This window comes from Vibrio sp. GLN_1 (genome assembly GCF_043106015.1).
Lineage (GTDB): Bacteria > Pseudomonadota > Gammaproteobacteria > Enterobacterales > Vibrionaceae > Vibrio > Vibrio parahaemolyticus.
Map to the genome: position 1 here is coordinate 735,748 of NZ_JBICMD010000036.1, position 24,573 is coordinate 760,320.

The window sequence follows — 24,573 nt, forward strand, 5'->3', positions numbered from 1 at the left end:
GTCTCAGCAATAGAGACTATGCTAAGCGCTTGGCATAAATATGAATAAGCAGTCTCAATCTGCAAACAGTAAGAGCGAAAAATGAGTATTTGGAAAAAGCCGATCAGTTTGGACATCCTTAACGCTACATCAAGAAATACCATGATGGAGCACCTACAAATCGAGTACACCAACTTCACGGATGACTCATTAAGTGCAACGATGCCAGTGTGCAGTTTTACTCACCAACCGCTGGGTATGTTGCATGGTGGTGCATCCGTCGTACTAGCAGAAACATTAGGTTCCATTGCCGCAAACTTTTGCGTGAGTGAAGGTAACTACTGCGTAGGTTTAGATATCAACGCAAACCATGTACGAGCAATGCGCAGTGGTTATGTTATCGGTACCGCAAAACCTATTCACCTTGGTGTTTCGACTCAAGTTTGGCAGATTGAAATTGCAGACGAACGTGATCGTTTGGTGTGTACTAGTCGTCTAACGATTGCTGTGAAACAACAAAAAGCAAAATTGGCTTAATTCGACTTCATCAATCAGCAGAGATACACCCAAAGGCAGAACATGGTTATCGAGTTTTCATTAGGTAAAATTATCGCGACGCAGCGTGAAATCGTCATCAAACTAACGGGTGAGGCAATGGTCACATTGCAAGCACAAACCGATGCACTTCAACTTCTTGGTCGTAGCGCAAATGTTGTGTTAGCCCATGGGGCCGAATGCAAATGGTCAATAAAATTGGATAATGAGGAACAACTTATCCAACTCGCACAAGAAATTGGTATCGATATTCAATAATTTACCCCTTCATATTTGCACTTTTTCATAAAAATGAGGAAACTTGACTTATTGACATCAAGACAAGTATTTCCTCTTTATGAGTAGCCCTCGTTTACGTGTTCAGTTCGAAACACTCTTTGAAAAATTTGCCGGTAACGACACAGAAGTTCAGCTAGAAGACATTACCGACGCTCTGTTTTGTACGCGACGAAATGCGCGTATCGTTCTCAATAAGCTCGAAGAAGAAGGGTGGATAGAATGGCACCCGGCTGCTGGCCGAGGAAAACTATCCAAACTGATCTTTAAACGCAATCGTAGTGACGTAAGCGAAAACTTAGCGAGACGCTACCTAGACGAAGGAAAGATTGGACAGGCGCTCGATGCGTTAGACAATGACGCCGCACGTTTAACCCAGGTGATTCAAGGTTATTTGGGATTGCAGCATCGACAAGGCGAGCAAGTCGTGAGATTGCCTTATTACCGACCGTTAGCCATGCTGAATCCGCAAAAGCCGATGCGTCGCTCGGAACAACACATCGCGCGACAAGTTTTTAGCGGTTTAACGCGTCTTGATGAAAACGAACAACTTCAACCGGATCTCGCACATACGTGGGAGGCGCTTTCTGACACTCATTGGCGTTTCTATTTGCGTCGTGGCGTACGCTTCCATAATGGTGAACCACTCACGACAGATTGTGTTGTAGAGAGCATTCTTGCCTTGAGTGGATTGAATTTGTTCTCTCACATTCAGCAAGTTTCGTCACCACAGCCTTGGACCGTTGATATTAAGCTTGTTCGTCCAGATCGCTATTTACCGTTAGCATTGAGCGAGTCTCAAGCCAAAGTCTTATTGCCACAAGCGCTTCGCTCTGAGGATTTTGACCGTAAGCCTATTGGCACAGGTCCGTTCCAAGTAAAAGTGAACGACGACAAACGCCTTATCCTTACTGCTTTCGATGGTTACTTTGGGTTTCGTCCACTGTTGGACCAAGTTGAAGTGTGGGTGATTGATGAAGCCTACTCATCAATGGTGTATCCAAGCCTGTCCAAGCCACAAATGAACAAACAAGCGTCGACCGATGAAGTGGAACTCGATCCGGGCTGTACCTTCTTGCTGCTTAACAAAAACACAGGGATCGCAAAAGACCCACGTTGGGCCGAATTTTTAAGCCAAACACTAAATAGCCATCAAATCTACGCGCACGTTCCCCAAGATAAAGTGATTGAACTGGGTGTACTGCAAGCATTTGGTTTAAAACCGGGGTGGATTGACTTAAGACCGACATCAGTGGGTGAAGTCCCGCAACAAGGTAAATCGATTACCGTCGCTTATCAGAAAAAACATCCGATGTTTCCTGTCATTGCCAAAGCAATTAAACATTTGCTCAAACCGCACAGTGTCGATGTCGAGTTTATTCGCTACGATACGCAGCCGCCAAATCCAGAAGAAGTCGACGTTTGGGTAAAAGCAATGGGTATTGCGACCAATCGCAACGATGCCTTAGCGGGCTGGCTACTTGATTATAGCGACATCGAAAAATTCAGCGCGGGTTACGATTTTTCAGAATGGGCGACATTAGTCGATCAATGGCGAGCAGGCATTCATGCCGACTTTCCTGCTCGAGAATTAGGAAGGCAGTTAGTGAAAAGCTGTCAGGTTATTCCAATGTTCCATTGCTGGCTTGGTGTAAACAAAGACCACAGCGGAGCGCTTCAAAACGCAAAATGTAATGCGCTGGGGTGGTTCGATTTCAGCAATGTGTGGGTCAAGCCAGAGATAGAAGATAATGGCCAAGCCGAATAAAAAGCAACCGAGTAAAACTGTCGAAATTTATTGTGCGAAATGCAAAGCGCAGCTATATAAATATCGCAAGGGCGGAAAGGGGGCCTTGGTGAAGTGCTTTAAAGAACGCATTGTAGAAGATTACACTCAAACCCCTTGTTTTTGCCCGAGCTGCGGGCAAGAGTTTGCACGAGATACGTTAGTCAGAGGTACGCCTGCGTTTAAGATGATTGGCGGAAAAGTGACAATGAAGTAGGAAAAATAATGAGCCAACAAAACGATTGCTGCATGGTGTTAAGTACCACCAATAATGAAAAAAATCGCGATGAAATCATCAAAGGTTTATTAGAAGCTCAATTAGCGGCGTGTATTCAGACGATGCCAATTGAGAGCCATTATGTTTGGAAAGGGGAAGTTTGTACTGATCACGAATGGTTACTCATCATCAAAACACGACGTGAACTTTACGAGTTAGTGGAAGAAAAAATTGAAAACCTGCACGAATACGAGGTTGCTCAAATCGTACAGGTTCCTATCGTGGATGGTTTTAATCCGTATTTAGAATGGCTTCGCGAATCGACGTTGAGCCGACATTAAAAACAACGACAGTATGGCACCCGTCGTATCACACAACATGTCTTTCTGGGCATCCCAAATGTCTCCTTGGGAGCCTAGGAAGGCAATGCCTTCGTCGCCACCAGCCAGTTCGGCATACCACCACTCAATGATTTCGTAGCCTGCAGCCAAAGACATAATGGCAAACAACGCAAACCAGCATGAAAAAGTTGGGTTGAATTTTTTGTTGCGAATCAAATACTCAGCGATCGGGTAGGCATATAAACCAATCGCAAAGTGGGCTACGCGATCAAAATTGTTTCTCTCTGATCCAACCAATCAAACGGCACTTCAGCGAAGGTGTATTTCGCGCCAATGGTGTGTAGGCACAACCAAATAAACATCAAAAGGTAAGCAGTGTTGCTGAACTGGTAGCGAATCGAAATCGCCCAAATCGCAATGAGAATACCAATCGCCGGAATGATTTCAGCAAACCAGACAGCACGCGAGCTAGGTTCTAATGCTGAAAATAAAAAAACGATGGCGTAAAAAATCGTCAATCCCAATAGTGTAGAAGTGCTTTTCATAGGGTTAGTTGATCCTTCAATTGATTTTTTAGAGCGTACAAGCATCGAGTTAAACCGTTTATATCTCTGTTTGTAATGCGTTAACAATGATTACACTTAATTGAACAGTGTGTAATTGTTTATTTTCATTGGTCAATTATTAACTAAACATGTTGAATTATTAGCGAACTGCTCAACATTAAAACGTTTGCGCGTGCACATTTCATTAAAGTTTGATTTACAACATGCCCATCCATAGAATCCGTGACTCAGTCTAATAAAAAAGAAGTAAAGTCATGAAACTGGAAACTGTCGATTATCTTGCTGACGACGCTGCTCAACAGTTCGTAGCATCACTACGCGAAACAGGGTTTGGCGTATTAAAGAATCACCCAATCCCTCAAGAGTTGGTTGAGTCCATTTACAAAAACTGGCACGAGTTTTTCTGCTCAGAAGAAAAAAATGATTTCCAATTTAATGTAGAAACGCAAGATGGTTATTTCCCACCTTCGGTTTCTGAAGTTGCGAAAGGCCACAAAGTAAAAGACATCAAAGAGTACTTTCATGTTTACCCTTGGGGACAAATCCCAGAACAGTTGAAAGCAGAGATTCTTGAGTACTACGAGCGCGCAAACGCTTTTGCACAAGAACTGCTAGGTTGGGTAGAAGAGTACGCACCAAAAGACGTACAAGAGAAGTTCTCTATCGCGCTGTCAGAAATGATCAATAACAGCGACAAAACGTTGCTTCGCGTTCTTCATTACCCACCAATGACAGGCGAAGAAGAGCCAGGTGCAATTCGCGCAGCCGCTCATGAAGACATCAACCTACTGACTGTACTGCCAGCGGCGAACGAGCCTGGTCTGCAAGTTATGAGCAAAGATGGCGAGTGGATCGATGTTCCATGTGATTTTGGTAACTTGATCATTAACATTGGTGACATGCTACAAGAAGCGTCAGGTGGTTACTTCCCGTCAACGACGCACCGAGTTATCAACCCAACAGGTGCTCGCCAAGAAAAATCGCGCATTTCATTACCGCTTTTCTTGCACCCAAAACCAGATACAGTACTTTCTGAGCGTTACACAGCACACAGCTACTTGATGGAACGCTTACGTGAGCTAGGCGTTATTTAATCAAACGCGATCCTGATTCCAAAGGCCGATGGTTTTTCGCTATCGGCCTTTTTTCGTTTATGGTACAAAAGTAACGACGTTGAGCTTTGAAACCTGCTCAATTTTAATCGCTTATAAATCAAACGAGGGCGCATGGAAGATCAATATGGCGTATGCGATAGCAGTCAGAGTGAAATAGAGAACCCGTTGCTTTGGCCAATGCTTGAGATTCTCAAAAGGCAACCGTCTGGTTGGAAAGTACACACCTTGGCCAGCAAGCTCAGTGAGCGCGGTTACATTAACCAGCTTGACCCCTCGCCAGATAAAGACTTATTCAAAAGAAACTTTCTGATAATGAATGCGCTGTATCAACTGCAAGAGACGCTCTTTCCGGACAGTTGGTTGCAAGTAGAAGCGATGGATATCATGTTGATGTCAGCATTAGAAGCGAGTAGAAACAGCGTCGATCCAAACGATCCTTTGCGACAATACTATTTGGATTGGAGCCATTATGAAGCGAACGAAGATGAAGTTCGTCGATTACTTAATGAGTTTTGGACTCGTTATCAACGCTTTGTAGGCGGCGCCTCGGAGCATAACATTGATAAAGCGAAAGCGCTTAAACTCTTTGACCTAGCGGGTGACGTATCTCGTACTGAAATCCGCCGACAATGGCGAAAACTGGCGTTACGCTGGCATCCTGATAGAGAAAATGGCGATGCCGAAAGATTCAGAGTGTTGTGCGAAGCATGGAACGTACTTCGAAATGGATAAATAGTAAATAACTACCTACTGTAGTAGGTGGTTTAGGACTGAAAATAAAAAAGGCAGCGATAATCGCTGCCTTTGTGTTTTAGACGAGCCAGACTTGGATAAGTCGTGATACGTCAAATACAAAATACTTAGTGTGAAGGTTTGAACTGTGACTTACGCATACGGTTAAGTGCTGCCATCACATCCAAAGTACGAGGTTTAGCAAGGTCACCTTGTTTAGGCAGTGATGCGTGCCATTCGCCCGATAACATCTCTTCAATTTCTTTTGCTGGGTTGTTACACCAACCAGGCAGTTGTGCAAGCTGGAACCACAACCAACCAATGGCGTTCACTTCGTCAGCAGACTCAATCTGCTCTAGCGCACTAAGGTCAGTAAATTCTTTACCAAAACGCAGTGAGTCTTTGCCTTTTGCACTTACGCGGAACTTGCCGTCAGTCAATATATTCATAAGAGCCACACGGTTTAGTGCGCGAGGTCGGAAAGTTTGTAAGCTCTCTTCTGATTCGTTATGGCGCTGAGTAGGGTGCTGCGCAATCACTTGTTTTGCTTTTTCAGTCACGTCGACCGCTTGGTAGTCATGCATCTGAATAACGGTATTCGCTACATCTAGGTAATCACCAGAGCCACCCATAACGATGATAGTAGAGATATCCAGTTCATCACGTAATTGACCGATACGGTCAACCAGCGGTGTGATTGGCTCATCGCCTTTTGCCACAAGTGCCTGCATACGCTCATCACGAATCATAAAGTTAGTTGCAGATGTGTCTTCGTCGATCAGCAGTGATGTCGCACCGGCTTCGATAGATTCTTGTAACCAAGCCGCTTGCGATGTTGAACCTGATGCATCTTGCGTTGAGAAATCTGCAGTATCTTTACCCATTGGCAAATGGTTGATGTAGTTCGACAGATTTAAGTGATGCACACAACGGCCATCTTCTGCACGAATCTTCATCGCTTTCTGATCTGTTACGATGTACTCGCGACCATCGCCAGGAATGTGATCGTAAATAGAACGTTCAATGGCGTTCAGTAAGGTCGACTTACCGTGAAAACCACCGCCGACAATCAAAGTGATGCCTTTGGGAATGCCAAGTCCAGTCACGTAACCTTTGTTTGGTGCATGCAGAGTCACTTGCAAAGACTCAGGAGCCGTAAACTCCACAGCTTCTTTCATCGGCAAATCACAGTTACCCGCAATACGTGGTAGAACGCTACCATTCGCAACAAACGCAACAAGATTGTGTGCTTCTAATTGTTCTCTTAGTGCGCTTTGATCTTCTACGACTTGACAGTGCTTCACCATTGCTTCTTTATCCAACTCACGCTCAAGCGTCGCGCGTCGAATAAATTTAGGCAGATGGAACGTGAGGATGTTGTTCGCCTTTTTACCAAGCACAGAACGGCCTTCAGCGGGGAGGTTGACACGAAAACGCAGTTCAATCCCTTCTTCTGTGAATAGCACCGCTGTGCTGTCTAAAACCGTTTGACCATTTAAAGCGATTGATACGGTATTTTCTTGTTTAGCAAATTGCTCAAAGCTACGAGCAATAAAGTCGCGAGCCGCGCGTTGGAACGCCGGAGACTCGTCTTTTAGCCACTCAAGACCAGTTAGTGACCAAGCACGAGTCGCACGAAAACGTGACGCAGAAGCATACGGGTCGCCTTGAACATGATCGATAAACAACGTGAAATCAGTGAAGTCATACTGACCTTTGATTTGTTGGTAAGCACGGTAGTTCTGCTTTTCAATTTTCTTAAGCGTGGCAGTTAACTGATCCATGAAGATATTGGCCTTTTAATTAGAAGCGGGCGGCGATTATAGAAACCACCGCAAGGAGAGTAAAGGAGAGCTTAGGAAGAATAGGCGTATTGGCCACCAATTTGACGCTGATTAAACAAACTTTGTTCGAACTCGTTACAAGGCATCGGTTTTCCGTACAAAAAGCCTTGTCCGATATCGCATCCTTCGCCAATCAAAAACTGCTCTTGTTGTGGCGATTCAATTCCTTCAATGACCACTTGCAGCTCAAGTTTTTTCGCAATATGGATGATGGAACAAATGATTGCGCGGTCATCGTCGGATTTTTCCATTTGCTGAACAAAACTCTTGTCGATTTTGATGGCATCAAAAGGGTACTTCTTCAAATAACTGAAAGAGGCGTAGCCCGTACCAAAATCATCAAGTGACAATGTCACGCCAAGTTTATTCAATTTTTTAAGGGTTGTTCGTGCGACCACTTCATCAGCAATTAACGCACTTTCTGTCACTTCTAACTCAAGAAAACGTGCCGGAAGGTGAAACGCTTCGAGAAGGTGTTCAACTTGCTCGGCAAAATTCACGTTTTGCAGTTGAATAGGAGAGACATTTACCGCGACTTTGAAATTATCGAATAACTCAGACCACTGTTTGGCTTTGTCGATAGCAGTACGCAAAACAAATGAGCCAACTTCAAATATGAGCCCATTTTGCTCAGCCATGTGGATCAGCGCTTCGTTAGATACATCCCCTAAAACGGGGTGACGCCAGCGTAATAGCGCTTCTGCACCTATCCATTTGTGCGTATGAGGGTTCACCTTCGGTTGGAAATACAACATCAAATCGTCATTACGTACCGCTTGGAGCAGATAACTTTCGAGCTGATTATGGTTGTTCAACTCATGCGTGTGGCTCTCACAGAAGTAACTGTAAGCTTCACCCGACTCTTTACATAGCAACATCGCGTAACAAGCATTTTGTAGAAGCTGTTTAGCACTGCTCGAGCGATGAGCCTGAACTACGCCAACGTAGGAGTGCAAGTGCACTTCTGTGTCGTTGATGTAGAAGTTCCCCACGCTGATATTAGTGATTTTATCGAGCAGATTATGCAGTTTCGAATCAGCATCTTCTCCCCATAACAAAAGCACTAAGTCGTTTGAACTTGGGCGACCAGTAATGAAGTAGTTTGAATCGTTCGTTCCAAGGCGCTTACGAAATTCTTTGAGGATCTCATCAAACGCTTCAAAGCCGTATCGAGTTTGTATACTACGCGCATTACTAAAGCCCACATTTATAACAATTAAAGACTGATGCCCGTGTTCTAGGGATTGAAGCGTATCTTCAACCACCGCTTCCAGTGCGGCGCGATTAAGAAATCCGGTACCTTGGTCATGGGTTTTCTGGTAGTTAACTTGTCTTTCAGCGGCTTTGCGGCGGTCAATTTCTTGAGTGAGTGAAAAGCTGAGTTGGGCGAGGTCAGTGGTTCGGTTTTCTACGCGATTTTTAAGTTCGCTGTTAAGTCTCAACAGTTTGTATTGTTGGTAGACAACAGCAAGTTGAGCTTCTATTGAGTCCTTGAACGTGTTGAGCAATTGCCGGTAAGTTTCGCTGTACTCATTGGCTTTGGAGTCCAACATACAAATGGTTCCAAACGTTTCACCATTTGGCCAAAACAACGGCAAACCACAATAGGAGAGCATACCAAGTTTGATGTCCGGGTTATTCGACCATTTTTCATCGGCAAGGGCATCTGGGACAACCAGTTGGCTTTTGGTTTCAATGACATGTTCACAGTACAAACCATGTCCAAGATCTTCTTTGTCGCCAGCTTTATATGGATTACCTTGAGTGTCGCTTGAGGTATTTACTTCGATGTGGTTTTGATGCACTCGCATGATAAGCGTGGTTGGCACGTCTGCAATCTGTGCGAGGAGATTAACGATATCCTGCCAGCTTCGCTGCATGGATTCAGGAATCTCATAATCTAGTGTTTGAAATCTCCCCATAGAGGCCTTCCTTTCCGGTAGTTTCACATCCTGTGAATCGAAGATTTATGCAGTAGTAATTGTTATAACATTAGTCGTTTTACTTAAGTATAGGGTCGCCCACAGACGAAACAAAAAAAAGTCCTGAAAACCTTTCAGGACCCTAAATTGTTGGAAGCCATCTCAAATATGAAACAAATTTGACGAACTTATGGCTTAAGTGACGCCAAGGTTTCTAACGAAATGTCTTGCAAGTAGTCTACATCGTCAAAGTTAAAGCCGTTTAGTTTCATGAACTCGTCTTTAAAGCCTTGGTAATCACCACACTCTTTAAAGTTCTCCGCATTCATTTGTTCTAACAAATGACTCACTTCAGCCTGCGTTTGCGGATCCAGTTCTAAGTCATCAATTCGAATCAATCGCTCGCCATCAACAGGAACTTTAGGCTGATCGTAAAGCTTCGTCGTGAACAGACGTTGCATTTGTTCGATGCAGCGTTCATGCGTGCCTTTCTCTTTCATTACTCGGTACAGAGCTAAAAGATAAGGGCTCAGAGCAGGGATGAAAACACTGGCTTTGGTTACCAGCGCTTTACACACCGTGGCGTAAGCACCACCGTCGAAGTTAGCCAGTTTCAGATTCAATGCATGGCTGGTTTGGTGCAAGTCAATTTTGGCTCGGCCTAAAGTACCATCGAGATAGATTGGGTGAGTAACTTCTGGGCCCATGTATGAGAATGCAATGGTTTTGCAACCTTGAGCGACGGATTCCGTGTTGATGAGAGTATCAATCCAACTTTCCCAATCTTCTCCACCCATGACCTTAATGGTCGCTTCTGCTTCCTCTTCGGTGGCAGGCTCGAGCGTGGTTTCAACCCATTGATCATTTTCAAGTAAGATGGAAGCGCCAGTAACCGACTCACCAATAGGCTTAATCACACTGCGCCAGAACGTATCTGAATGAGGTTTTGGACGAACGCCCGCTGCAAGGCTGTAAATCACCAAATCGACTTCACCTTCAAAGTAGGTTTCGATCGCTTCGATAACTTCATTACGGACAGAGTCAGAGAATGCATCACCAACAATATTGATTGCAGTGCGTCCTGCATGTGTTGCTTCTTGTTTGAAAAAGATGTTGTTGTACCAGCCTGCGCTGCCAACCCCTTTCTCAGATGGACCTCGTTCAAACGACACGCCAATGGTGTCTGCTTCAGCGCCGCCAAACGTTAGGGCAATACGTGCTGCTAACCCAAAACCGGAGGAAGCTCCAATAATTAAAACTCGTTTAGGGCCGCTTTTGATCTGCGGGGCTTTTTTTACGTATTCAATTTGCTCTTTTATGGATGCATGGCAACCGTGTGGATGCGCAGAGCGAGCAACAACACCTTGAATTAACGGTTCTATTCGCATTGTTGTGATCTAACCTCGGTGAGTGGAATTCTGGTTAGATTAACGTAAAGTTAGGTAAAACTTATTGAGCTAGACCATCAAAATTAGAGATGTTTAACCAATTCTTGAGCAACGAATTCCGCAATCCAAGGTTGCGCTTCAGGTTTCGGATGTAAGCCATCATCCATCATCCACTCTGGTTTGGTGATCACATGCTCTAAGAAGAACGGCATTAACTGAACTTGTTGATGTTCAGCCAATTTGGGATAGATGTCGTAAAACATGTCGCTGTAGCGCTTGCCGTAGTTAGGGGGGACACGAATTTGCATCATGACCACATTGGCACCAGAATCTTTGATCATGCTAATCATTTTCGACAGATTCGACGTAATAACTTTTGGAGGGAAGCCACGCAACCCATCATTGGCGCCCAACTCGATAAGAACTAAGTCGGGTGTATGTTGGTCAAGCAGTTGCGGGAGGCGAGCCAAACCGTTGCCAGTAGTGTCTCCGGAGATGCTGCCATTAATAACTGTTACATCTTGCCCGTGTTCGAGCAGCGCGTCAGGGAGTAAGCTAGGCCAACTCTTCTCAATCGGCATTTGATAGCCCGCACTCAAACTATCACCAAGAACAAGAAGTTTTTCGCTTGCTTGCGATGCGGCGGAAAGACAAAAAAAGAGAACTAAGGAAAGTAAACGAATCATGCAAACACCTGTACTCAAAGCACCTATTGTTCAAGCGAATTTGGTTTCTAAACAAGTCTCTACTAATCAAGAACAATTAACAATCCTTAAAGATGTAAATGTTGACATCAGAAAGGGCGAGACCATCGCAATTGTCGGCACATCTGGTGCAGGCAAATCCACTCTAATGACATTGTTGGCGGGGCTCGACACACCAACCTCCGGAGAAATCACGCTTCTAGGACACGAACTTTCGAAGCTAGATGACGAAGCTCGTGCAAAAATCCGAGCCGATTCTCTAGGATTTGTCTTTCAAAGCTTTCTACTTATCCCAAGTTTGAGTGCACTTCGCAATGTGACCTTACCGTGTCTTTTACGCGGAGAAGCCGAAGATGAAGCACGAGCGACAGAATTATTAAGCGCCGTAGGATTGGAAAAGCGACTCGACCACTTACCAAGTCAACTTTCTGGTGGTGAACAACAACGCGTCGCGTTGGCTAGAGCATTTATGACTCAGCCAGAATTGCTGTTTGCTGATGAACCGACAGGGAACCTTGATCACCAAACCGCGGATAAAGTCATCGAGCTGTTGTTCGATCTCAATAGCCAGCACGGTACGACATTAATATTGGTCACTCATGATGTGAACTTAGCAAGCCGATGCGACAGAATTTATCGTATGGAGGCGGGTGAGCTTAAGGAGGAGATGTAATGTCAGCAGTATCTTCAAGTGAAGTAACATCTTCAGATCAACGTGGATTGAAGCAACACTCTCCGAATAAAAGTTTGGTGCGTTGGAGTTTGGGCGAAATTAGGCAAGGAAACCTTTGGCCGATCAGCGTCGCTCTTGTGTTGGTCATCGCGAGTATTTTTGCATTGTCTGCACTTGCATCTCGTATGGAGCAAGTGATTGTTAAGCAGGGGAAAGATGCATTAACAGCGGATGCGGTGTTCGTTTCCGCAAACCCATTATCTGACTCACTATTAAAATCGACAGAGCAACTTGAGCGCTCCGTTATGACCCGATTTTCGACCATGGCTTTTAGCGATAACGGAATGCAGCTTATTTCTGTACGAGGTGTCGATGAAAGTTATCCTTTAATGGGAGAGTTGGTTTTAGATGGGAATGAGTCAGGTCGCGTGAAGCCTAACCAGCTTTGGTTAGACGAACGTATTATGGCTCAATTAGAAGTTAATAACGGTGACAACGTCACCATTGGTGATGCAGATTTCACCGTTTCAGGTGCAGTGCTGATGGAGCCGGGTTTAAGTTTCAATCCATTCCAACAAATGCCTGCGGCGTATATTCACCAAAGCGACGTAGAAAAAACAGGCGCGATACAAGTCGGCAGTCGAGTGCAATATCGACTGTTTCTAAAAGCAGACAATGCGGCGCTAAAGCAACTCCAAGATAAGACAGAGCTGTCACCAAGTGATCGCTGGCGTACTCAAGATACCGCGAGTCGCAGCAATGAAGTTTTTGATCGCACTACACAGTATTTATCATTGACCGTAGCTATCGTCATAATTATGGCCGCGACAACGTTGGTTCTTACTTGCCAAAACTACGTGAATAGCCGAACTCAAACCATCGCAATGTTGAAAAGCCTTGGCGCGAGCAGACGTTGGATAGAAAAGTGGTTATTGATTCAAGTTGCCATTCTATTGGTAACCGCCAGCATTGTCGGACTCATTCTGGGTAGCGGCTTGGAATATTTGTTACGTATTCCTCTGAAAGATCTCTTGCCAAACCCACTACCGAGTTACGGCGTCACTCCATTTATTGTCGCTGTGGTTTCTGCCATTCTCATCACCGTTCCGGCGCTTGGTATCCCGCTACTTGGGTTAATTAAGACACCAGCACTTGAGGTTTTACAGCAGGGCACAGCGCAACGATCTTGGAAACGACTGCTGCTCGTTCTTGTCCCTGTGCTTCCATTGCTCGCGTTGTACGCAAACAACACTTTGGTCTGGATTGTACTGGCGGGTATTGCAGCACTATTTGTCGTGTTGGCCGGATTAAGCATCGCACTGACGAAGTTATTCTCCCGCTTTGCCACCAAACCAGCGATGAAGTTGGCACTGAGCCGAATCAACCGTACGCCTATAACCAGCGGTCTGCAGTTTGGAGCACTGTCGCTTTCTTTGATGCTCCTTTCCATTATTTGGCTTGTCCGTAGCGATATCCTCGCAGATTGGGAGCGGACTTTGCCTACGGATGCGCCTAATGTATTTGCATTAAACATTGCCGATTATGAACTGGCTAACTACCTAGAAACACTGGATAAAAATGGAGTGACGCGGTCACAAGCATTTCCAATTATTCGAGGACGACTCACAGAGATTAATGGCCAAAACGTTAAAGACGTTGAATATGAAGGGGAAGGCTCTGACGCAATCCGTCGAGAGCTCAACTTAACATGGGGTGATCAGTTACCAGAATACAATGACGTTCTTTCAGGAAAATGGATGAACGCAAACAGTGTATCTGTTGAAGCCGATGTCGCGCGCGATTTGGGTATTCAACTTGGAGACAAATTAAGGTTTGTTATCAACAGCCAAAACTTTGATGCGACGGTGGATACCATTCGTCATGTTGAGTGGCGAGATATGAAGCCTAACTTCTATTTCATCTTTTCTTCTGATGTGATGGCAAATGTTCCGGGTTCATATTTGATTAGCTACCGAATCAATGAAGGAAACGAATCGCTGCTTACATCAATGTCGAGAGCGCACCCAACAGTTTCTGTGTTAGACATCCGAACTATGGGAGAAAAAATACAGGCGCTAATACAACAAATCGTTTCTGCGATCACCATTCTTGCTTTGTTAGGCGTAGTTGCAGGGCTATTGCTCATTTTTACATTATTACGCTTGAGCTTGTCTCAACGTCAGCAAGAAATCCGTCTGTATCGTACGCTTGGCTCAAGCAAAAAACGGATTAATACAACCTTGTGGGCGGAATACGGAATTATGGCGCTTGTCGCAAGTTCTGTCGCCGTTATGGCAGCCGAAGCCTGTGTTGCAGCAGTGATGAAGTATGGGTTTGACCTCAATGCTCAAATTCACCCTGAATTGTGGATAGCTTTACCGTTAGCCACTTTCGTTACACTGGCACTTGTTGTAATGAGTTTGTTGAAAAGATTGCTAACGCCAGTAAACACTTAATACCCATTTATATAACTAACGCGGACTCACTCCATGACATTTTTATTTTAGTTATCCACAAAAACGGTGGATAACTTTTGGGATAACTGGAGAGGTCAAAAATAGGGGTGTTTCCGCAAGCTTTACGCCATGGGTCTTAGAGTGGGATTCTTATACACAACAGGCTAAAAATTCGCTCATCAAACCACTTCGTCAAGCACTTTTTTTGCAATTTTTTTATTCCGTAAAGCAACTTTTAAAGTTATCGCAAACCCATGAACTTTTTGTGATTTTAATCATGCCAAAACCCGAGTAGAATCACGGTTAGTAAAGATTTCTCCTTATAAAATTTTTAGTGAAGCAATGAAGTCTGAGTTTCTAAATCATAAAGATAAACACATCGCCGTTGTAGGTGGTGGTGTAGCCGGAGCCACAGCCGCCATTCATTTTGCAGAGTTGGGATTCAAAGTCTCTGTTATTGAAAAGGGCGTCTCGTTAGTCAACGGCCCACCAATTTGTCACCTTCATGCGGGCGGTAATTTGTATCGTGAAATTTCTGAACAACAATGTTTGGATTTGCTTACGCAATCTATAGATACGATCAGACTGTATCCTCACTCACTGAATATTCGGCCTACCATTATTGCCGTACCTCACTCTGATGGGGGTGACCCATTCGCGCTGCTGCCTCGCTTAGAGGTGATTAAAAGTGCTTACCAGGCATTGGTCGACAAAGACGAACACAACAAAGTACTTGGCGAGCCTGAAGAGTATTTCAAACTGTATTCGAAAGAAGAACTGCAGGAACTGGCAAAACAAAACCAACCAGAACATCCATCCACATTTGATGAATGGAGCATTCCTTTTGCTCAGCACGCTGATTTAGAGCAATTAAAATATCCGGTCGTTGCCGTTCAGGAGTATGGTTGGAGCGTGTTCCGTTTAGCGGCTATTGCTAACTTAACCTTAGCAAAACTGGCGAATTCAAACGTGATTACTCAAGCGACACTGAATCAGGCAGATTGGCTTGGTGATCATTGGCAATTGACTTACGAACACAATGACGTCAATTGTTTGCTTACTTGTGATTACTTAGTCAACGCATGTGGTTTCGAGACGGGAACTATTGATAACGCAGTTGGCGCTAAGCGTGACCGTTTAGTTGAATTCAAAGCCGCTTACGTGACCAAATGGAACGAATGTAACCAGCAATGGCCAGAAGTCATTTTCCACGGCCCCCGTGGCACAGATAAAGGAATGGCGCAGTTAACGCCTTATGGAGATGGCTATTTCCAGCTGCACGGCATGACGAAAGAGATCACGTTGTTTGAAGATGGCTTAGTTGAAAGCACGGCACTCTCTGCTCAACCTGAGCTACCTGTACCGTTACTCTCTAAAATTCGCAGTGGGTGGCGTGAAGAAATTTTGGGTGAAAGAACGCATAACGCAATACAACACATGGCCCAATTTATCCCTGATTACAAAACAGCGGAAAAAGGTGGCAAAGCATTGTTTGGTGCTCAACAGATTCCAGGCACAGATCCTGTGCTTCGCGCGGCAGATGTTTCATTCGAACAAAATCACTACGCTCGAATTGAAGTTGTGAAAGCGTCTTCTACGTTGTTGGCTGCTCAAAAAATGCTTCAGTATTGGTTTGATATCACGCCTCAACAAAATGTAGAAGCGCAACATCCAGTGACCGTTAATTGGTCTGAAGACGAAATCGAACAATACGCGATTAAACTGACCGAAGAACGAGGCTATCCGCAAGCTCTAGCTGAACGCTACGGGATGTAAACAGCCAAAAACTGAATAGGGCTCAGTAGCCAAAGAACTGAGCCCACTGACACCACACATCCTGCAAACCTTGTCTATCACCCTTGATGAAACGCACTTTCTGACCCGGCTTCGCTTGCGCTAATCTAGGCAAATCTATTCTGGCAACACAACCAAGCTTTGGATACCCACCAATAGTTTGGTGGTCATTGAGTAATACAATCGGATTACCATCATGGGGAATTTGAATGGCGCCTAGCGCGATCCCTTCAGACAAGATGCCATCATAAGGTGGCTTTACCGTATTTCCTTCAAGGCGATAGCCCATTCGATTAGAGTCTGGCGAGATCGCAAAGCTTCCCGAATAGAATTTTTCTTTAGCTTCAACACTGAAATCATCACATTGATAACCTTCAATAACGCGTAGTGTAATTGGCAAGTTGTAATCTGGCTTGAAACGAAATGTCATGATTCTTGGTTTATGGTTAGGTAATGAATGAGCGTCAAAAGGGAGAACATCTCCAGCTTTTAGAGCGTTACCATTGGCTTCTAGTCCACCTAATGCTTCACGAAGCACGGTCGATGAGCTCCCAAGGTGCTCAGGCACATTGAAGCCACCTTTTACAGCGAGATAGGAGCGAAGGCCATTTCTCGCCATTCCGAACTGAAGCTTTTGCCCTTTTTTTATCGAAAAATCCGACCAATTAGCAATAGGGTGACCATCTACTGATGCATTAAGATCGCCGCCACAAATTGCCAGGTGACAGTCTTGTAAGGCGACAAAACAAGCATTGCCTAGCGTAATCTCGATTGCTGAGCAATTCACACGATTTCCAAGTAAATGATTAGCCCAACTGTAGGCGTAATCATCAACAGGGCCACCTTGCGTTATCCCGATGTGAGCAAGACCAAAACGGCCAAAGTCTTGAATCAGTGACGAAGGCCCTGACTTTTCAACTAATAATCCTGATGCGCTCATAACGCTCCCCCTAACTCAAGAAATTCCTGTTTTGATACCGTATAAAACGTGACCTTGTCACCAACTTCAAAAGGAATAAAAGGAGGAGTATCCGAAAAGAGTGAGAGTGGAGAGCGACCTATGATATTCCAACCACCTGGACTGTCTGATGGGTAAACGGCGGTCTTACTATCGGCAATGCCGACACTTCCTGATGGCACAAACGTTCTCGGCGTTTTTAACCTAGGCATGGCGATACTCTCTTCCACATCAGAAAGAAAGGCGAAGCCAGGTGCGAACCCAATCGCAGAAACGGTATATACAGGCTTTGTATGAGCATCAATAAGTGCGCCGAGATCAATGCCTTGTTCTTCAAAACGCTTCAAATCTAAAGCAGTTTTTTCCGAGTAATAAACGGGTATCGAAATTTCGTTAGGCTCAGCCTTGTCGGCTTTATTTGGGTCAAAAGCGACTAAGATATTGTGCAGTATGTCGACTAACTGAAATTCACTGATTCTGAACGGTAAGTAATCAATTAACACGGTTCGATAGGAAGGAACGATATTCATGACAATATGAGACAGATGTTGGTTCATTGCTCGCGCTAACTGTCCAATTGAGTTTTCAGAAATGGTTTCATCAAATCGAATCAAAATGCTGCATTCAGAAACCAAATCAATCGAGAACTTTGTTTGATGCATTAATTTCCTCCGGAGTAGAGGCTTTGACGAATTTTTTGAATCAAAGCGATCGACTCTTCATTGTCTCCATGGACGCATATTGTGTCCGCTTCTAACAAGATATAACTGCCTGAAGCGGTTTTTACTCGGCCTGAATCAGCCAATGTTCTGACTTGTTCTAAAATCGCAAGCTCATCTTTCAAAACGGCATTTGGGTGCGTTCTTGGTGTCAACATCCCATCATCTTGATACAGGCGATCGGCAAACGCCTCAAACAACAATGGCACATCATAATCGTCCGCGATTTCTAAATATTTTTCGTTCTCTTGCGATGCAAGGATCATCAACGGTACTTTAAACAGTGCGGCTGCTTTAACGACCGCTCGAAAAACCGCATCGCTTTTCATCATATCGTTGTAAAGGGCACCATGAGGCTTGATATAACCGATATCGGTATACTGCGCACGGCACAATGCCTGCAACGCGCCGACTTGATAGATCACCATGTTAGTAATTTCATCGCTGCTCATACTGAGGCTGCGTCGACCAAAACCTTGTAAGTCGGGATAACCGGGATGCGCACCAATATCAACATCGTGAAGATTCGCTAAGGTAATAGTGTCGTGCATCACGTTCGGATCGGAAGCGTGAAAGCCACAAGCAATGTTCGCCATATCGACATGAGGCATCACGCTATCGTCAGCGCCCATCGTCCAAGAACCAAAGCTCTCGCCCATATCGCAATTTAATGTCAGTTGCTGTTTATTCAATGTCATATATTTATAGTTACCTTAGCAATCACATCACGATGCAGGAAAAACCTTTTATCTTCAGTGACTCAGTTCATTCTTCAAACAACCAGAATGAGATTTTTACTTAGAACTCGAGCTGAGAAAGATCATTAGAGTCCAGCACGTCGTTATCGTTCTTTGATTTGATCCGAATTTTAAGGTAATTCGGTCCTTTTCAATCCAATTTTTGAGAATTTAACGTTATTTTGCTTTGCCGTCATGTTAGTCTTACGGCTTCTATTGGGTGATAGTTTGCATAACAACTCTTTTGTCTTCTAGTTGTTGTTGTGCGACAGGAATATATATGTCATTACGAGCAAAGCTTATCTGGCCGATTCTGGTTTTTATTACGGCGATCTTTGTTGCTTCAAAAGGTTATACCTCGTACACCGCATACCAATCGTCAAAACATGAGTTGGTTGAGCAAACTCGCAAGTTAATCAATAACGTGTCTTATTCAATTAAAGATGCGCTCACAACAAAGAACAAGCGAAAAGCACAAACTATTCTGGCCGATCTTCTAGAACAGCCCAACGTTTCTAGAGTGAAATTGTATGATAGGGCCAATGAACCTTTTGTTGTGCTTGAAGGGAGTGGGGAGTCTGCTCCCGTTCCTAATCAAAATGAAAGAAGTAAGCTCGATGCATTAGGGTATGCGTTGTCCGCCAAGTTTTTGTACGTACTTGAGCCTATCATCCATGAAGGGCATGTGATTGGTTCAATTCGAGTGACGTTGTCACACATTCCAATTATAAATGCGCAACATTCATTCTTGAAAGATGCCGGCATACTTCTGCTGATATTGGCGGCTGGTGGCATTATTTTCTACATTACCATTGATCGTATCATTCTAAGACCGTTGCTCGATCTCAACGGTGCAATTCAAGATGTTACTTTTGGTAATGCCTCTCACGTACAAATTCGTCATCATTCTAAAGACGAACTGGGCGAAGTTATTCACTCATTCAACCGAATGATGACCAAACTCCGAAAAAGGGAAAAACAACGCCAGCATTCGTTAGCTACGCTCGAACAAAAAAGAGCATTTTCAGAAGAAGTCATTGAATCCATTCAGTATGCGTTGGTTATTACCGACAACCTTGGCACCATTATCCACAGTAATGCTGCGACTCAGCATATATTTCAGAAAACACCGGAAGCATTAGAAAATGCGAATATCCGCGATCTGATAAAAACAAAAATGCCGAACGAGCTTAGCCAAATTCTTAGTCGATGCTTAGAGTGTGATGATATCCACCTTCAAAACATTGATAACGAACAGCAGCTAAGCCTAACGACTCGTCGTTTGTCTAACCACGGTTATCTTCTCTTCGCCATTCAAGACATCACAGAGATTGAAGAGGCGATGAATCGCCAGCGCGTAGCTGGTCGAGTGTTTGAAGCCAGTCAAGACGGCCTTATTGTGCTTAATCACAAAGGCGTCATTACCATGGTTAACCCAGCAGTCACCAAACTTGTGGGTTTAGAAATCGACCAGTTAGTTGGTCAGTCTTTCATTCAAACTATTCGTTGGCGAAAATTACAAGAAATGATGCCGAGTATCATTGAGTCCATTGAAAACTATGGCGTGTGGCAAGGAGAAGTGATTGAGCAAAATCACTTAGGCTTACTTGTGCCAATGTTTGCTCGAGTAAATCGCATCGTGAAGTGCGAGGATAACGGTTTCTACGACTTGGTCATTATTCTTACCGATCTCTCCAATGCAAAAGAGATGGAGCGCCTCGAGTATCTCGCACATCATGACGCGCTTACAGGATTAGCAAATCGTTCTAAGTTCCATTTAGAGCTGGAAGATTTAGTCCAAAGATCAGGCTATCAGCGCGATGAATTTGCGGTACTGTATCTTGATCTAGATGGTTTTAAGGAAATCAACGACACATACGGCCATGACGCTGGGGATGAAGTTTTAAAACGTGTAGCAGATCGTTTGACATCGGCGACTAGGCACAGTGACTTAATCGCACGCCTGTCTGGCGATGAGTTTGTTATGCTGGTCAACCCGGCCAATCAAAAAGTCGTAACGCGAATCGCCGAGCAATTGTTAGAGAGCATCTGCGCGCCTATTGAATACAAAGGTAATGAGTTAAAAGTCGGCGTGAGCATTGGGGTGAAATTGGTTGGCGTTAACGAACGAGACGCAACCCGTATTTTAAAGAGTGCGGATACCGCAATGTACCAAGCGAAGAAAGCCGGAAAAGGGCAAGCAATATTAATGGGATGCGAATTGCAAGAGACCGTTTAAATTGTCGCATTAAAGCTTTACACTAACCGGATTCGCGTCAGAAGGATTGATAAAATGAAAGTACTTGTTACGGGTGGTATGGGCTACATTGGCAGCCACACTTGTATTCAAATGATCGAAGCTGGTATGACACCAGTTATTCTCGATAACCTATACAACAGCAAATCTACAGTCTTAGAGCGCATTGAAAAAGTATGTGGCGTAAAGCCTACTTTTATCGAAGCGGATATTCGCGATAAGGCTGCGCTTGTTGAGGCACTAAAAGCACACAATATTGAAGCCGTTATTCACTTTGCTGGCCTAAAAGCAGTCGGAGAATCAGTAGAAAAACCGCTTGAGTATTACGATAACAACGTAAATGGCACACTTGTTCTTGTGGATGCAATGCGCGAAGCAGGCGTGAAATCACTGGTATTTAGCTCATCTGCGACAGTTTATGGTGATCCAGCATCAGTGCCAATTACTGAGGACTTCCCAACTAGTGCGACTAACCCATACGGTCGTAGCAAGTTAATGGTAGAAGAGTGCTTAACTGACTTCCAAAAAGCGAACCCAGACTGGAGCATCACACTTCTTCGTTACTTCAATCCTGTTGGTTCGCACCCAACTGGTGAGTTAGGTGAAGACCCACAAGGTATTCCGAACAACCTAATGCCATTTATTTCTCAAGTAGCGGTTGGTCGTCGCGAGTTTCTATCTGTATTCGGTAGTGATTACCCAACCAAAGATGGTACTGGTGTTCGTGATTACATTCACGTAATGGATCTATCAGATGGCCACGTTGCTGCGCTAGAAAAAGTCGGCAGTAAAGCTGGTTTGCACATCTACAACCTTGGTACCGGTAATGGTTACAGCGTTCTTGAAATGGTAAAAGCATTTGAAAGCGCATGCGGTAAAAATGTGCCATACCAGCTGGTCGAACGTCGACCTGGTGACATTGCAGAATGTTGGGCAGATCCTTCAAAAGCAATGAATGAACTAGGCTGGAAAGCATCACGTACTCTTGAAGAGATGACAGGAGACACATGGCGCTGGCAATCAAATAACCCACAAGGTTACCCAGACGCATAGCCTTTTAACACAATAATAACAAAAAGGCGCATTCCAGCGCCTTTTTTGATCTAAATCGGAAAAATCGTAAATTACTGGTTAAAAGGTAGCAACCAAATAGATAAGTGCTAAACTACCCATGACTCTTAATTTAGGTCGTAAATTTTCTTGTAGCTATTGGGGTAGTTCATGGAGCTTGGTCTGATCATCGCATTCATCGTTGCAGCAGCAGTGATGGTGAAGAAAGAGATGGCAAAACAGTAAGCTTTCATTTTTCATACTTTTCTTAACATTTTTGAAATGAAAGCCAATTAAAAAAGCCAGCATTACGCTGGCTTTTGTGTTTTCGGAGGCTTTAGAACTCGTATTTTGCTGTAATTGACCAGTTCCGTCCAGCTTGAGTCAGATCTTTGTTCTCTGTCTGAAGGTCACGCACATCATTCCAATTGTAGTACTCTTCATCTGTCACGTTGAACAGACCTGCTCGCAACGTAAGATCTTTAATAGGTTTGTAGTACGCGGTGATATCTACAACCGTAGCAGCAGAGATAGGCAACACTTTATCGTCATTTATGTCGCTTTTGTCTTTAGAAGCTGTGTAGTTAATGGTTAACGTGGTTCCCCAGTTTTGTTCTGAATCGTAATTAAAACCAGCGACAAGGTTCCAAGGGTTAACACTGTTTAGTGGATTATTGTTTCCATCTTCACCTTCCGTATACGCCGCTGCTACACGAGAGCTAAAGCCTTCGATTGGCATGAACTTGTTCCACGAAAGTTGGTTTGAAAACTCAATACCTTTAATTGTCGCTTTGCCTATATTCACGTACTGCTGAATTGCAGGGTCAGTCACTGGCGTCCAAGTGCCAGAGACGGTTTTACTTTCGATGAAGTTGTCGTAGTCGCTGTAGAAAACTGACACTTCACTGCTAGAAATGTCATTGTTATGTCGCCAACCAAACTCGTACGAAATACTGTCTTCTGCTTTTAAATCAGGATTTGGCTTAAAAATGTAGCCATGCATTGGGTTACCGAAAGAGTAGTACAACTCCTGGAAATCTGGAGCACGGAAACCTTGGCTGATTTGCGCGAATAAACGATGTTGCTCATTAAGCTTATAAACAGAACCTAAGCGGCCTGTAAATGCAGAATCAGAGAACTTTTTGTAGTCGCTAGCCGCGTTACCACTTGGGTTGCTGCTTGTGTCGCCTGGATCGGTTTCAAATGCATCCCACCGTACGCCCGGAGTAATCGTAAAGTTACCTACCGTAATCTCGTCTTGTAAAAAGAGCCCATAACGACGCTCGCTCGCAGAAGGAATATAGAAAATTTCTTTGTTCGCGCTTGCACTGTTGTACTCCTTGTTGACGTTCTTAATGTCTTTATCACTAAAGGATGCACCGTACACAAAGTAATGCTCTGTACTACCAAGCGAGAGATATTTGTCAAACTGTGAGTCAAACTGGTAGCCTTCATCCTCGTAGATGTAGTCTTTACGTTGGATATTCTGACCTTTAACACGATCAGTAATGCCGTTTTCTTCTTTGTTAAGCCAATCTAGTTGCCAGGTAAGGGAGTCCGCTAGGGCCGTTTGCATCTCCCAAATATGTTTTATACCAACTTGATATTGCTCTGTTACATCTTCACTTGTTGCATTCGTATAACCGTTGTAAGACTGCTTTCCGTTGCCTTTGTTGCGAATATAATTCCCATTGAACTCAACACGATGTGCATCATTGACTTGGTACTGAAGTTTAACCAGTAAGTTGTTCGCTTCAGTACTTGCATCTGCTAGATCTCCAAAGTTATCCAGTTCATTGCCGTCGCGACGCGTATAGGCAACTAGAGATTCCAAATCGCCCGTTTTGTTCGCTAGTGCAACAAATTCACTGAATGTATTGTCTTCGGAAGAGTAGTTGAACTTCGCATGGCCCCCAAAGTTACGACCCTTAAGGAAATCAGCCGGATCTTTGGTTTCAAATGCGACAATACCACCAATTGCGTCAGAACCATGCAGAGACGATGCTGCACCTTTTACAATTTCAACCGCTTTTATTAGGTCGGTATCCACGTTAACGCGAGCAGAGTTAATGAACGTATTCCCTGATTCGAACTGGTTACCTTGAGATACGCCGTCCACAAGAACCTTAATTCGGTTACCTTCGATACCTCGAATATTGATACTCTGGACACCTTGGCGCGAGTTTGTCTTAACTGTGACTCCTGGCGTGTACTCAAAGAGATCATCTAAGCCAGTGACCATGCTTTCTTCGATGTTCTTATCAGTAACGACGGCAACAGAAGCAGCAGTGTCTTCGATTTGGCTATTAGTACGAGTCGCAGTCACGACCACTTCATTGAAGGTTGAATGGTCTTCAGCGTAGGCACCTTGGGATAGTGCAATCAGAATAGAGGCTGATAAAATTGATTTATTATACATTGGTTTCAATACCTTAAATCCATAATAGGCAATAACAACGCGCAAATGTTAATGGGTCTAAATAATAATTACTATCATTATCATT

The 24,573-nt window shown here is 44.2% G+C and carries 21 protein-coding genes and 1 pseudogene; 12 read left to right on the forward strand and 10 right to left on the reverse strand.

The annotated features are described in order from the left end of the window. Nucleotides 1-81 precede the first annotated feature (81 nt). The 5 genes from ACF8OV_RS21055 (at nucleotide 82) to cutA (ending at nucleotide 3,154) form a co-directional block, all read left to right on the forward strand. Nucleotides 82-516: a hotdog fold thioesterase gene (locus ACF8OV_RS21055; RefSeq protein WP_025610778.1), complete on the forward strand. Its 435-nt coding sequence runs from the start codon at nucleotides 82-84 to the stop codon at nucleotides 514-516. Nucleotides 517-558: 42 nt separating this feature from the next. After that, nucleotides 559-792 (forward strand): DUF3389 domain-containing protein, encoded by a 234-nt coding sequence (locus tag ACF8OV_RS21060; RefSeq protein WP_020835279.1) that lies wholly within the window; start codon nucleotides 559-561, stop codon nucleotides 790-792. A gap of 79 nt (nucleotides 793-871) precedes the next feature. After that, nucleotides 872-2,578, forward strand: coding sequence for an SgrR family transcriptional regulator (locus ACF8OV_RS21065; protein WP_020835280.1), 1,707 nt, complete (start codon nucleotides 872-874; stop codon nucleotides 2,576-2,578). Beyond that, nucleotides 2,562-2,813: a hypothetical protein gene (locus tag ACF8OV_RS21070; protein WP_005479768.1), complete on the forward strand. Its 252-nt coding sequence runs from the start codon at nucleotides 2,562-2,564 to the stop codon at nucleotides 2,811-2,813. The genes ACF8OV_RS21065 and ACF8OV_RS21070 overlap by 17 nt, the downstream gene beginning before the upstream one ends. 8 nt (nucleotides 2,814-2,821) lie before the next feature. After that, nucleotides 2,822-3,154 (forward strand): divalent-cation tolerance protein CutA, encoded by a 333-nt coding sequence (gene cutA / locus ACF8OV_RS21075; protein ID WP_005455382.1) that lies wholly within the window; start codon nucleotides 2,822-2,824, stop codon nucleotides 3,152-3,154. Here cutA and ACF8OV_RS21080 read toward each other — a convergent pair. Then, a pseudogene (locus ACF8OV_RS21080) lies at nucleotides 3,116-3,699 on the reverse strand (DUF2238 domain-containing protein). The gene cutA and the pseudogene ACF8OV_RS21080 sit on opposite strands and share 39 nt — an antisense overlap. Nucleotides 3,700-3,974: 275 nt before the next feature. Between ACF8OV_RS21080 and ACF8OV_RS21085 the strand changes: the two are divergent. Both ACF8OV_RS21085 and ACF8OV_RS21090 read left to right on the forward strand, forming a co-directional pair. Beyond that, the gene (locus tag ACF8OV_RS21085; protein WP_005455357.1) at nucleotides 3,975-4,814 is read left to right on the forward strand and encodes an isopenicillin N synthase family oxygenase; all 840 of its coding nucleotides are present in this window, start codon (nucleotides 3,975-3,977) and stop codon (nucleotides 4,812-4,814) included. A gap of 132 nt (nucleotides 4,815-4,946) precedes the next feature. Further along, nucleotides 4,947-5,567: a DNA-J related domain-containing protein gene (locus ACF8OV_RS21090; RefSeq protein WP_005455380.1), complete on the forward strand. Its 621-nt coding sequence runs from the start codon at nucleotides 4,947-4,949 to the stop codon at nucleotides 5,565-5,567. Between the two features lie 128 nt (nucleotides 5,568-5,695). Here ACF8OV_RS21090 and ACF8OV_RS21095 read toward each other — a convergent pair whose 3' ends face one another. The 4 genes from ACF8OV_RS21095 to ACF8OV_RS21110 all read right to left on the reverse strand — a co-directional run bounded on the left by ACF8OV_RS21095 (nucleotide 5,696) and on the right by ACF8OV_RS21110 (nucleotide 11,407). After that, nucleotides 5,696-7,351: an ABC-ATPase domain-containing protein gene (locus ACF8OV_RS21095; RefSeq protein WP_005479764.1), complete on the reverse strand. Its 1,656-nt coding sequence runs from the start codon at nucleotides 7,349-7,351 to the stop codon at nucleotides 5,696-5,698. Nucleotides 7,352-7,422: 71 nt separating this feature from the next. Continuing rightward, nucleotides 7,423-9,333 (reverse strand): GGDEF and EAL domain-containing protein, encoded by a 1,911-nt coding sequence (locus ACF8OV_RS21100; RefSeq protein WP_005498840.1) that lies wholly within the window; start codon nucleotides 9,331-9,333, stop codon nucleotides 7,423-7,425. A 188-nt stretch (nucleotides 9,334-9,521) separates the two neighbouring features. Beyond that, nucleotides 9,522-10,721 carry an enoyl-ACP reductase FabV gene (fabV, locus tag ACF8OV_RS21105; protein WP_053340727.1) on the reverse strand — a complete coding sequence of 400 codons (1,200 nt, stop codon included), beginning with the start codon at nucleotides 10,719-10,721 and terminating at the stop codon, nucleotides 9,522-9,524. Nucleotides 10,722-10,804: 83 nt separating this feature from the next. After that, nucleotides 10,805-11,407, reverse strand: a complete 603-nt coding sequence (locus tag ACF8OV_RS21110) for an arylesterase (RefSeq protein WP_005455373.1) — start codon at nucleotides 11,405-11,407, stop codon at nucleotides 10,805-10,807. Here ACF8OV_RS21110 and ACF8OV_RS21115 point away from each other — a divergent pair. The 3 genes from ACF8OV_RS21115 (at nucleotide 11,406) to ACF8OV_RS21125 (ending at nucleotide 16,330) form a co-directional block, all read left to right on the forward strand. Further along, on the forward strand, nucleotides 11,406-12,098 hold the full coding sequence (locus ACF8OV_RS21115) for an ABC transporter ATP-binding protein (RefSeq protein WP_005455354.1): 693 nt from the start codon (nucleotides 11,406-11,408) through the stop codon (nucleotides 12,096-12,098). The two genes, ACF8OV_RS21110 and ACF8OV_RS21115, sit on opposite strands and share 2 nt — an antisense overlap. Further along, nucleotides 12,098-14,554 carry an ABC transporter permease gene (locus ACF8OV_RS21120; RefSeq protein WP_203503075.1) on the forward strand — a complete coding sequence of 819 codons (2,457 nt, stop codon included), beginning with the start codon at nucleotides 12,098-12,100 and terminating at the stop codon, nucleotides 14,552-14,554. The genes ACF8OV_RS21115 and ACF8OV_RS21120 overlap by 1 nt, the downstream gene beginning before the upstream one ends. 342 nt (nucleotides 14,555-14,896) lie before the next feature. Next, on the forward strand, nucleotides 14,897-16,330 hold the full coding sequence (locus ACF8OV_RS21125) for an FAD-dependent oxidoreductase (RefSeq protein ID WP_203503073.1): 1,434 nt from the start codon (nucleotides 14,897-14,899) through the stop codon (nucleotides 16,328-16,330). Nucleotides 16,331-16,352: 22 nt separating this feature from the next. Here ACF8OV_RS21125 and ACF8OV_RS21130 read toward each other — a convergent pair whose 3' ends face one another. Genes ACF8OV_RS21130 through ACF8OV_RS21140 form a run of 3 tightly spaced genes read right to left on the reverse strand, consistent with a single transcriptional unit; the run spans nucleotide 16,353 to nucleotide 18,723 of the window. Then, nucleotides 16,353-17,288, reverse strand: a complete 936-nt coding sequence (locus tag ACF8OV_RS21130; protein WP_203503060.1) for a biotin-dependent carboxyltransferase family protein — start codon at nucleotides 17,286-17,288, stop codon at nucleotides 16,353-16,355. After that, nucleotides 17,285-17,968 (reverse strand): allophanate hydrolase subunit 1, encoded by a 684-nt coding sequence (locus ACF8OV_RS21135; RefSeq protein WP_203503057.1) that lies wholly within the window; start codon nucleotides 17,966-17,968, stop codon nucleotides 17,285-17,287. The genes ACF8OV_RS21130 and ACF8OV_RS21135 overlap by 4 nt, the downstream gene beginning before the upstream one ends. After that, entirely contained in the window at nucleotides 17,968-18,723 is a 756-nt protein-coding gene (locus ACF8OV_RS21140) for a 5-oxoprolinase subunit PxpA (protein WP_020835288.1), read from the reverse strand. The genes ACF8OV_RS21135 and ACF8OV_RS21140 overlap by 1 nt, the downstream gene beginning before the upstream one ends. A gap of 319 nt (nucleotides 18,724-19,042) precedes the next feature. Here ACF8OV_RS21140 and ACF8OV_RS21145 point away from each other — a divergent pair, with 319 nt between their 5' ends. Continuing rightward, nucleotides 19,043-21,001: a diguanylate cyclase domain-containing protein gene (locus ACF8OV_RS21145; protein ID WP_015313238.1), complete on the forward strand. Its 1,959-nt coding sequence runs from the start codon at nucleotides 19,043-19,045 to the stop codon at nucleotides 20,999-21,001. Nucleotides 21,002-21,055: 54 nt separating this feature from the next. Further along, on the forward strand, nucleotides 21,056-22,072 hold the full coding sequence (galE, locus tag ACF8OV_RS21150) for a UDP-glucose 4-epimerase GalE (RefSeq protein ID WP_005498859.1): 1,017 nt from the start codon (nucleotides 21,056-21,058) through the stop codon (nucleotides 22,070-22,072). A gap of 125 nt (nucleotides 22,073-22,197) precedes the next feature. On the opposite strand, the gene ACF8OV_RS21155 is transcribed toward galE, so the two are convergent. Together ACF8OV_RS21155 and ACF8OV_RS21160 are read right to left on the reverse strand one after the other, a co-directional pair. Next, entirely contained in the window at nucleotides 22,198-22,323 is a 126-nt protein-coding gene (locus ACF8OV_RS21155; RefSeq protein ID WP_005480852.1) for a hypothetical protein, read from the reverse strand. A gap of 83 nt (nucleotides 22,324-22,406) precedes the next feature. After that, nucleotides 22,407-24,488 (reverse strand): TonB-dependent hemoglobin/transferrin/lactoferrin family receptor, encoded by a 2,082-nt coding sequence (locus ACF8OV_RS21160; protein WP_203503055.1) that lies wholly within the window; start codon nucleotides 24,486-24,488, stop codon nucleotides 22,407-22,409. Nucleotides 24,489-24,573 lie beyond the last annotated feature (85 nt).

Excerpts from the sequence above, each read along its gene's own strand:
- ACF8OV_RS21100 (WP_005498840.1), bottom strand. The coding sequence starts at position 9,333 with ATGGGGAGATTTCAAACACTAGATTATGAGATTCCTGAATCCATGCAG.
- galE (WP_005498859.1), top strand. The coding sequence starts at position 21,056 with ATGAAAGTACTTGTTACGGGTGGTATGGGCTACATTGGCAGCCACACT.
- ACF8OV_RS21130 (WP_203503060.1), bottom strand. The coding sequence starts at position 17,288 with ATGAGCGCATCAGGATTATTAGTTGAAAAGTCAGGGCCTTCGTCACTG.
- ACF8OV_RS21135 (WP_203503057.1), bottom strand. The coding sequence starts at position 17,968 with ATGCATCAAACAAAGTTCTCGATTGATTTGGTTTCTGAATGCAGCATT.
- ACF8OV_RS21085 (WP_005455357.1), top strand. The coding sequence starts at position 3,975 with ATGAAACTGGAAACTGTCGATTATCTTGCTGACGACGCTGCTCAACAG.
- ACF8OV_RS21125 (WP_203503073.1), top strand. The coding sequence starts at position 14,897 with ATGAAGTCTGAGTTTCTAAATCATAAAGATAAACACATCGCCGTTGTA.
- ACF8OV_RS21060 (WP_020835279.1), top strand. The coding sequence starts at position 559 with ATGGTTATCGAGTTTTCATTAGGTAAAATTATCGCGACGCAGCGTGAA.
- ACF8OV_RS21070 (WP_005479768.1), top strand. The coding sequence starts at position 2,562 with ATGGCCAAGCCGAATAAAAAGCAACCGAGTAAAACTGTCGAAATTTAT.
- ACF8OV_RS21095 (WP_005479764.1), bottom strand. The coding sequence starts at position 7,351 with ATGGATCAGTTAACTGCCACGCTTAAGAAAATTGAAAAGCAGAACTAC.
- ACF8OV_RS21145 (WP_015313238.1), top strand. The coding sequence starts at position 19,043 with ATGTCATTACGAGCAAAGCTTATCTGGCCGATTCTGGTTTTTATTACG.
- cutA (WP_005455382.1), top strand. The coding sequence starts at position 2,822 with ATGAGCCAACAAAACGATTGCTGCATGGTGTTAAGTACCACCAATAAT.
- ACF8OV_RS21120 (WP_203503075.1), top strand. The coding sequence starts at position 12,098 with ATGTCAGCAGTATCTTCAAGTGAAGTAACATCTTCAGATCAACGTGGA.
- ACF8OV_RS21065 (WP_020835280.1), top strand. The coding sequence starts at position 872 with ATGAGTAGCCCTCGTTTACGTGTTCAGTTCGAAACACTCTTTGAAAAA.
- ACF8OV_RS21115 (WP_005455354.1), top strand. The coding sequence starts at position 11,406 with ATGCAAACACCTGTACTCAAAGCACCTATTGTTCAAGCGAATTTGGTT.
- ACF8OV_RS21090 (WP_005455380.1), top strand. The coding sequence starts at position 4,947 with ATGGAAGATCAATATGGCGTATGCGATAGCAGTCAGAGTGAAATAGAG.
- ACF8OV_RS21055 (WP_025610778.1), top strand. The coding sequence starts at position 82 with ATGAGTATTTGGAAAAAGCCGATCAGTTTGGACATCCTTAACGCTACA.
- ACF8OV_RS21140 (WP_020835288.1), bottom strand. The coding sequence starts at position 18,723 with ATGACATTGAATAAACAGCAACTGACATTAAATTGCGATATGGGCGAG.
- ACF8OV_RS21110 (WP_005455373.1), bottom strand. The coding sequence starts at position 11,407 with ATGATTCGTTTACTTTCCTTAGTTCTCTTTTTTTGTCTTTCCGCCGCA.
- fabV (WP_053340727.1), bottom strand. The coding sequence starts at position 10,721 with ATGCGAATAGAACCGTTAATTCAAGGTGTTGTTGCTCGCTCTGCGCAT.
- ACF8OV_RS21155 (WP_005480852.1), bottom strand. The coding sequence starts at position 22,323 with ATGAAAGCTTACTGTTTTGCCATCTCTTTCTTCACCATCACTGCTGCT.
- ACF8OV_RS21160 (WP_203503055.1), bottom strand. The coding sequence starts at position 24,488 with ATGTATAATAAATCAATTTTATCAGCCTCTATTCTGATTGCACTATCC.